Origin of the sequence: Pseudomonas sp. NBRC 111127, assembly GCF_001320345.1 — a bacterium.
Lineage (GTDB): Bacteria > Pseudomonadota > Gammaproteobacteria > Pseudomonadales > Pseudomonadaceae > Aquipseudomonas > Aquipseudomonas juntendi.
Genome location: NZ_BCBD01000296.1, coordinates 1 through 2,013, shown reverse-complemented (window position 1 = coordinate 2,013; position 2,013 = coordinate 1). Strand labels below are relative to the sequence as shown.

Genomic DNA, 2,013 nt, shown 5'->3' with positions numbered 1-2,013 from the left:
CGACCTGGCGCGCTACCGCGAGGACGGGGTGATTGAGTACGCCGGGCGTATCGACCACCAGGTCAAGCTGCGTGGCCTGCGCATCGAACTGGGCGAGATCGAGGCGCGTCTGCTGGAGCACGACCTGGTGCGTGAAGCCGTGGTGACGGTGCCGGACGGCAAGCAGTTGGTCGGTTATGTGGTGCTGGCCGGCGAGGCCGCCGATTGGCAGGCACAACTGGCCGAGTACCTGCGCCGTGGCCTGCCGGACTACATGGTGCCGAACCAGTGGCTGGCACTGGACAGCCTGCCGCTGTCGCCCAACGGCAAGCTCGACCGCAAGGCCTTGCCACGCCCGGACCAGACCGCCAAGGCTCGCGACTATCAGGCGCCGGCCACACCGACCGAAATCGCCCTGGCCGAGATCTGGCAGGCCGTGCTTGGCGCAGGCCCAGTGGGCGTTACCGAGAACTTCTTCGCCCTGGGTGGCGACTCGATCATGTCGATCCAGGTGGTCAGCCGTGCGCGACAGGCCGGGATCCATATCACGCCCAAGGCATTGTTCCAGCACCAGACCGTGCAGCGCCTGGCGGCCGTGGCCCAGCTCGGGGAGGCGGTGGTACCGCGTATCGACCAGGGCCCGGTGACGGGGAGCGCGCCATTGCTGCCGTTCCAGCAGTGGTTCTTCGCCCAGCGCATGAGCGAGCCGCAGCACTGGAACCAGTCGCTGTTGCTGCGCGGCACCGAAACGGTGGATGCCGCCGCATTGGAGCAGGCGCTGCTGGCACTGTACGCCCAGCACGACGCCCTGCGCCTGCGCTTTGCCGACGGCAGCGCCGAGCACGGTCCGCTGCAACCGGCCCAGCCGTTGCTGTGGCGTGCCGCACTGCGCAGCGCCGAGGAAATCGAGGCGACCTGCGAAGAGGCCCAGCGTAGCCTGGACCTGGCCCAGGGCCCGCTGTTGCGTGCGGTGCTGATCGAGCTGGCCGACGGTGGCCAGCGCCTGCTGCTGGTGATCCACCACCTGGTGGTCGATGGCGTGTCCTGGCGCGTGCTGCTGGAAGACCTGCACGATGCCTACCGCCAGGCCCTGGCGGGCAGCACGCCGAAACTGCCGGCCAAGACCAGCGCCTTCAAGGCCTGGGGCGAGCGCCTGCAGCAGCATGCCGCAAGCCTGGGCAACGAGCTGGCCTACTGGCAAGGGCAACTGGCCGGTGCGCCGCAGGGCCTGCCCGAGGCCGAGCCGGGCGCCAGCCTGCAGAACCGTCACCGCCAGAGCGTGCAGGCACGCCTGGGTGCCGAGCTGACCCGGCGCTTGCTGCAACAGGCCCCGGCGGCCTACCGCACCCAGGTCAACGACCTGCTGCTGACTGCCTTGGCCCGGGTGGTGTGCCGCTGGAGCGGCGCCGATTCGGCGCTGGTGGAGCTGGAAGGGCATGGCCGCGAAGACCTGTTCGACGACATCGACCTGAGCCGTACGGTGGGCTGGTTCACCAGCGCCTACCCGGTGCGGCTGACCCCGGCCGCCGAGCTTGGCGCCTCGATCAAGCAGGTCAAGGAACAGCTGCGCGGCGTGCCGCACAAAGGCATCGGTTTCGGTGTTTTGCGCTACCTGGGCGACGAGGCTGCGCGCACGTGCCTGGCCGAGCTGCCGGTGCCGCGCATCACCTTCAACTACCTGGGCCAGCTCGATGGCCAGTTCGACGAGCGGGCGCTGTTCGTGCCGGCCGCCGAAAGCGCAGGTGAGGAGCAGAGCCCGCTGGCGCCGCTGGGCAACTGGCTGGTGCTCAATGGCCAGGTGTATGGCGGCGAGCTGAGCCTGGCGTTCAGCTTCAGCGGGCAGATGTTCGCCCGCGCGACCATCGAGCGGCTGGCGCGGGCCTACGAGGCGGAGCTGGCGGCGCTGGTCGAGCACTGCCAGGCACCGCAAGGGCTGACGCCGTCGGACTTCCCGCTGGCGGGCCTGAGCCAAGGGCAACTCGACGCACTGCCGGTGGCGGTGGCCGAAATCGAAGACATCTACCCACTGTCGCC

At 69.5% G+C, this 2,013-nt stretch carries 1 protein-coding gene; it reads left to right on the top strand.

Features of this window, described 5'->3' with window-relative positions:
* The coding region (locus APH30_RS26940; RefSeq protein WP_256222155.1) for a condensation domain-containing protein at positions 1–2,013 on the top strand (2,013 nt) is incomplete at both ends.